This is a genomic window from Micromonospora sp. NPDC051296, assembly GCF_040682255.1.
Classification (GTDB): domain Bacteria; phylum Actinomycetota; class Actinomycetes; order Mycobacteriales; family Micromonosporaceae; genus Micromonospora; species Micromonospora craterilacus.
The window spans coordinates 1-4384 of the sequence record NZ_JBFBAO010000478.1 but is presented as its reverse complement, the minus strand read 5'-3'; the positions used below and the strand labels follow the sequence as shown (position 1 = coordinate 4384).

Below are 4384 nucleotides of genomic sequence, written 5' to 3'. Positions count from 1 at the left end.
GGGTTGTCGGTGCTGCCGGCGGAGCCCGAGCCGCAGGCGGTGAGGGCGGTGGCACCGAGGCGGACTCTACCCTTGACGGCGGCGCGGGCGGCCAGCACGGCGTCCCGCGCGTCCTTCCGGGAGGCCAGCGACACGTTGGAGTCCTGCACGATGTACGACCGTCCCGACTCGCTACGCGGGAACTTCCCGCCGATGAAGAGCTTGTACGTCTTGCGTACCGCGACCCGCTCAGACATTGAGGTACGCCTCCAGCCCGTGCCGGCCGCCCTCGCGACCGTAGCCCGACTCCTTGTAACCGCCGAACGGCGAGGTGGGGTCGAACTTGTTGAACGTGTTGGCCCAGACCACGCCGGCGCGCAGCCGGTCGGCCATCCACAGGATCCGGGAACCCTTCTCGGTCCAGATCCCGGCCGACAGCCCGTACGGCGTGTTGTTCGCCTTCTCCACGGCCTCGGCCGGGGTGCGGAAGGTCAGCACGGACAGCACCGGGCCGAAGATCTCCTCCCGGGCGATCCGGTGCGCCTGGGTGACCCCGGTGAAGATGGTCGGCGCGAACCAGAAGCCCCGCTCGGGCAGCTCACACGGCGGCGACCACTGCTGCGCGCCCTCGGCGGCGCCGGCGGCGGTCAGCTCCCGGATCCGGGCGAGCTGGGCGGCCGAGTTGATCGCGCCGATGTCGGTGTTCTTGTCCAGCGGGTCGCCGACCCGCAGCTGGGCCATCCGACGCTTGAGCGACTCCAGCACCTGATCGGCGACGGACTCCTGGACCAGCAGCCGGGAGCCGGCGCAGCAGACGTGCCCCTGGTTGAAGAAGATCCCGTTGACGATGCCTTCGACCGCCTGGTCGACCGGGGCGTCGTCGAAGACGATATTGGCGGCCTTGCCACCCAGCTCCAGGGTGAGCTTCTTGCGGCTGCCGGCGACCGCGCGGGCGATGGCCCGGCCGACGTCGGTGGAGCCGGTGAAGGCGACCTTGTCCACGCCGGGGTGCTCGACCACCGCCCGGCCGGTCTCGCCGGCGCCGGTGACGATGTTGACCACGCCGGCCGGCAGGTCGGCCTGCTGGCAGATCTCGGCGAAGAGCAGCGCGGTCAGCGGGGTGGTCTCGGCCGGCTTGAGCACGACCGTGTTGCCGGCGGCCAACGCCGGGGCGATCTTCCAGGCCAGCATCAGCAGCGGGAAGTTCCACGGGATGACCTGCGCGGCCACGCCCAGCGGCTTCGGGTCGGGGCCGAAGCCGGCGTAGGGCAGCTTGTCGGCCCAGCCCGCGTAGTAGAAGAAGTGCGCGGCGACCAGCGGCAGGTCGACGTCCCGGGACTCCTTGATCGGCTTGCCGTTGTCCAGCGACTCCAGCACGGCCAGCTCGCGGGACCGCTCCTGGATGAGCCGGGCGATCCGGAACAGGTACTTGGCCCGGTCCCGGCCCGGCATCCGGCCCCAGACCTTCTCGTAAGCCTCCCGGGCGGCGCGGACGGCACGGTCCACGTCCTGGCTGCCGCCCTCGGCGATCTCGGCGAGCGCTTCCTCCGAGGCCGGGTTGATCGACTTGAAGCTGCCACCGTCGGTCGGGTCGACGAACTTGCCGCCGATGAACAGCCCGTACGAGGGCTTGATGTCCACCACCGAGCGCGACTCGGGGGCGGGTGCGTATTCGAACATCGAGTTCAGTCCAGGGTGAAGTAGTCGGGGCCGGCGTAGACACCGGTCGTCAGCTTGGTGCGCTGCATCAGCAGGTCGTTGAGCAGGCTGGAGGCGCCGAACCGGAACCAGTCCGGGTCCAGCCAGTCCGGCCCGACGGTCTCGTTGACCATGACCAGGTACTTGATCGCGTCCTTGGTGGTCTTGATGCCGCCGGCCGGCTTCACGCCGACCTGCCGCCCGGTGGCGGCCCGGAAGTCGCGGACCGCCTCCAGCATCACCAGGGTCACCGGCAGGGTGGCCGCGATCGGGACCTTGCCGGTGGAGGTCTTGATGAAGTCACCGCCGGCCAGCATCGCCAGCCACGATGCGCGGCGCACGTTGTCGTAGGTGGCCAGTTCGCCGGTCTCCAGGATGACCTTGAGGTGGGCGTCCCCGCACGCCTCCTTGGTGGCGACGATCTCGTCGTACACCTCGGAGTAACGGCCGGCCAGGAACGCGCCCCGGTTGATCACCATGTCGATCTCGTCGGCGCCGGCCTCGACGGCCGCGCGGGTGTCGGCGAGCTTGATCTCCAGCGGCGCCTGACCCGACGGGAACGCGGTGGCCACGCTGGCCAGGTGTACGGCGGATCCGCGCAGCACCTCGGCCACGTACGGGACCATCGCGGGGTAGACGCAGACCGCGCCGACGTGCGGGCAGGACGGATCGGCCGGGTCCGGCCGCAGCGCCTTGGCGGCGAGCGCCCGCACCTTGCCGGGCGTGTCCGCGCCCTCCAGCGTGGTCAGGTCGACCATGCGGATCGCGAGGTCGATCGCCTGGGCCTTGGCGGTGGTCTTGATGGATCGGGTGCCGAGCTGGGCTGCTCGCTGCTCCGCGCCGACCTGGTCCACGCCCGGTAGGCCGTGGAGGAAGGTCCGCAGAGCGGTCTCGGATCGTCCCAGCTCGGAGAGGTCCGACCGGGCCGACGTCGCTGTCGCCGTCATGGCCTGAAGTCTACGCAGGCGAAGGGCGAGTGATCTTGACCACTGTCGCCGCTCGGGGGGCGTTCCGCGTGAGCGACGTCGCTGGTCGGGCCACGGGCCCGCGCGCCGCCATCCGGGCCGGGTAGGTTGAGCGTTCGTGGACGTACTCGTCATTGATCACCCGCTCGCCCAGTCCCGGTTGACCGCCATGCGGGACGAACGGACCGATTCCGCCTCGTTCCGGGCCGCGCTGCACGAACTCACCACCATGCTGGCGTACGAGGCCGCGCGCTCCTTCCCGGTCGAGAGGTACCCGGTGCAGACCCCGGTGACCGGCACCGAGGGCACCCGGCTGGCCAGCCCGCCGCTGCTGGTGCCGGTGCTGCGGGCCGGTCTCGGCATGGCCGACGCCGCGCTCGCGCTGCTGCCGGAGTCGTCGATGGGCTTCGTCGGGCTCGCCCGCGACGAGGAGACGTTCGAGCCGCGCGCCTACATGGAGTCGCTGCCTCGGGACCTGAGCGGCCTGCCGGTGCTGGTCCTCGACCCGATGCTGGCCACCGGCGGTTCGTTGGAGCACTGCTGCCGGCTGCTGGCCGAGCGCGGCTGCACCGACATCACCGTGCTCTGCGTGCTCGCCGCGCCAGCGGGCATCGAGCGGCTGGAGCGCTCCGGCCTGCCGCTGCGCCTGGTCACCGCCGCAATCGACGAGGGCCTCAACGACAGCATGTTCATCGTGCCCGGCCTCGGTGACGCGGGTGACCGGCAGTTCGGCGGCATGCCCCGGTTCTGACGCGCGGCGGCGGGTTTGTCCCGCCGGTGGTGGCGTCCAGCGGCTAGCGTCTCGGACCATGACTGCTGTTCCGCTCGCGGAGGAACTGCTCCTCCTCGCGTACGACGACGAGACGGGCAAGGCGAGCATGCCGCGGATCAGCCTGGACCTGGGGATGGCCGCGGCGGTCCTGATCGAGCTGGCGCTGGCCGGGCGGATCGCGTACGCCGATGGTGCCCTGACGGTGGTGAACCCGACACCGACCGGCGAGCCGGTCACCGACGACGTGCTGGCCAGGATGGCCGCCGACACGCCGCACAGCCCGTCGTCCTGGGTCCAGCGGCTGCGGCACGGCCTGCGCGACAAGATCCTCGGTGACCTCTGCGACCAGGGCGTCGTCCGGGATGTCGACGAGACGGAGCTGGGTTTCATCCACGTACACCGGTATCCGGTGGTGGACCGGTCGGTGGAGGCGGACACCCGGGGCCGGCTCGCCGAGGCGCTCACCGGAGCCGCCCCGGACGAGCGGACGGCCGCCCTGGCCACCCTGGTCGCCGTGCTCCGGATGGAAGCCGCGCTCGGTGTCGGCGGCGAGACGGCCGACGACGCCCGCCGCCGGCTGGACGAGATCGCCACCGGGGCCGGCTTCTCCGGCCAGGTCAGCCTGGACGACTCGGTGGTCCGGCCCTCGGTCGGCCTGGTGGTGGCCGCCCTGGGCCGCGCCGTCGAGGCCGCCCTGGGCCCCCGCCGCTGACCCCCGTCCCCGCCAGGCGATGTTAAGAGGGGCCCCTTCCTATACCGCCGGCGTTAATAAGGGGCCCTTCCTTACACGCCCAGGGCGGTTGCGGTTTCACGCCCGGGCACCTGGCCCGGTATCCGGCCAGTTATCCGTGACCCCTGGTAGGAGGCAGCTCGCGGTCGGTGCGGGGACGATCAGTGCCGTGGTCAGCACCGCTCCTACCAGGGCGAATGCCGCCATAGGACGGTCACGGACCATTCCTGCTCACCCTCT

4 protein-coding genes and 1 pseudogene are annotated in these 4384 nt (G+C 71.3%); 2 read left to right on the top strand and 3 right to left on the bottom strand.

Features of this window, described 5'->3' with window-relative positions; genetic code table 11:
• The 3 genes and pseudogenes from AB0M52_RS31220 to deoC all read right to left on the bottom strand — a co-directional run.
• Positions 1-236: pseudogene (locus AB0M52_RS31220) on the bottom strand (hypothetical protein); the annotation flags it as partial.
• Positions 229-1659, bottom strand: coding sequence for an aldehyde dehydrogenase family protein (locus AB0M52_RS31215; RefSeq protein ID WP_363961143.1), 1431 nt, complete (start codon positions 1657-1659; stop codon positions 229-231). The gene AB0M52_RS31215 and the pseudogene AB0M52_RS31220, both read right to left, overlap by 8 nt.
• Positions 1660-1664: 5 nt before the next feature.
• Positions 1665-2624: a deoxyribose-phosphate aldolase gene (gene deoC / locus AB0M52_RS31210; protein WP_363961141.1), complete on the bottom strand. Its 960-nt coding sequence runs from the start codon at positions 2622-2624 to the stop codon at positions 1665-1667.
• Positions 2625-2760: 136 nt separating this feature from the next.
• On the opposite strand from deoC, the gene upp reads away from it, so the two are divergent.
• Entirely contained in the window at positions 2761-3393 is a 633-nt protein-coding gene (gene upp, locus AB0M52_RS31205; RefSeq protein ID WP_363961139.1) for a uracil phosphoribosyltransferase, read from the top strand.
• A gap of 58 nt (positions 3394-3451) precedes the next feature.
• Positions 3452-4126 (top strand): GPP34 family phosphoprotein, encoded by a 675-nt coding sequence (locus tag AB0M52_RS31200; RefSeq protein WP_363961137.1) that lies wholly within the window; start codon positions 3452-3454, stop codon positions 4124-4126.
• Positions 4127-4384 lie beyond the last annotated feature (258 nt).